Source organism: Arthrobacter sp. Cr_A7 (assembly GCF_029222765.1).
Classification (GTDB): Bacteria; Actinomycetota; Actinomycetes; order Actinomycetales; family Micrococcaceae; genus Arthrobacter.
In genome coordinates this window covers 1-1,440 of record NZ_JARHXQ010000290.1, presented here as the reverse complement: position 1 = coordinate 1,440, position 1,440 = coordinate 1, and the positions used below count along the sequence as shown (strand labels likewise).

The 1,440-nt window shown below is 63.3% G+C and carries 2 protein-coding genes; both read left to right on the top strand.

Annotated features, from left to right (window positions below; translation table 11 throughout):
* On the top strand, positions 1-834 hold an 834-nt coding region (locus P2Q66_RS17070; RefSeq protein ID WP_275730044.1), incomplete at its 5' end, for a polysaccharide deacetylase family protein.
* Positions 835-888: 54 nt separating this feature from the next.
* Positions 889-1,440, top strand: a 552-nt coding sequence (locus tag P2Q66_RS17065) for a glycosyl hydrolase family 18 protein (RefSeq protein ID WP_275730042.1), incomplete at its 3' end; no start/stop codon positions are given.

Below are 1,440 nucleotides of genomic sequence, written 5' to 3'. Positions count from 1 at the left end.
CTGTGGGGAGGGCGACACTCCATGATTCGAACCCGTCGTACGACGACGGCTGTGGCCGCTTCGGTTGCCTTCGCCCTTGCCCTTGCCGGAGCAATTCATACGGTAGTCCAGGAACACTCAACCCCGGCTGCTGCTGCCACCAATGCATCGCAGAGCGCCCCCGTTGTCGAGCGCCCACTGAACAGCAGCTGCTCGGCCGGCCTCGTCACCTTTACCTTCGATGACGGCCCCCGCGAGAACACCGGGAGGGTGCTCGATGCGCTTGATGGATTCGGCATTGATGCTGTCCTTTTTTGGAACGGTAACAAAGTCAAGGGGCGTGAGCGCATCGTGGCCCGCGCCCTTGCCGAGGGCCACGTCATCGGCAATCACACCTGGGACCACGCCAACCTCACGACCGGTGAGAAACCCGATGGCAGCAAGGAAACCTGGGGGACGCAATGGGTGCGTAGCGAGCTGGAGCGGACAAACGCGGCGCTCACGGCTGCAGGCGTCCCACGCCCCACGCTGTACCGTCCGCCCTACGGCGCGGTTAACAGCCAGGTGGACGGGATCGCCCGGGATCTCGGCTTGCGTCTCGTGATGTCTTGGGGAAACGCTAACGACAACATCGTGAACACACGGGATAACGAGGGTGCGACCACCCAGGAAATAGCCGATGTCACGATCCGATCGATGCGGGATGGCTCGATCATCACGATGCATGACGGGCCGGGAATCGAATCCCTTGACGCGCTGCAGGCCATCGTGGACGCAATGAACGAGAGGGGCCTGTGCGCCACCACAGAGGTGCGCGGGGATGCTGTCAGCTCAGCCTTGGAAATGGACGGCTGAAGAGCTCCGGGCACCCGTCAGGGCGGAAACCAGGAGGAGGGCGTCATAGCCGAATTGCCCAGCAAGGTCGTCGGCGTCTACTGGACACGCTGGAATTCCGGCATCCATCTCACGCAGCTACCCCAGGCGTACAACGTGCTTTACCTGTTCGCGGCCGGCCGCTCCGGTGACGTTGGGGGTATCGCGTGGGGAATGAATGAGATCGCCGCCGACATCCGGACTGTCCGCGCCAGGGGTCAGCGTGTGGTGCTTTCCGCTGGTGGCGCGGGCCAGGAGATCAGTTTTTCCTCCCGTGAGGTGAGCCGGCGCTTCGTTGACAGTGTTGTGCGTATCAACACCGAGCTGGGAGGTACCACGGCCCGGCCGGCGATCGACGGCGTGGACTTCAACACCTTCGAATCCGACGCCACGCCGAACACCGACGAATACCTGTGGATGTTCGGAGAGCTGAAGCGCCGGTTCGGCCCGGAGTTCGGAATCACCTGCCCACCTGCCCCTTGGAAGACCCAGGACAAGGCCATGATCCAGGAAGCCCTGTCAAAGGACCTCATGACCTACGCCGGGCCCCAGTTCTACGACGGCCCGGAGTTGGCGGACCCGGCGTAC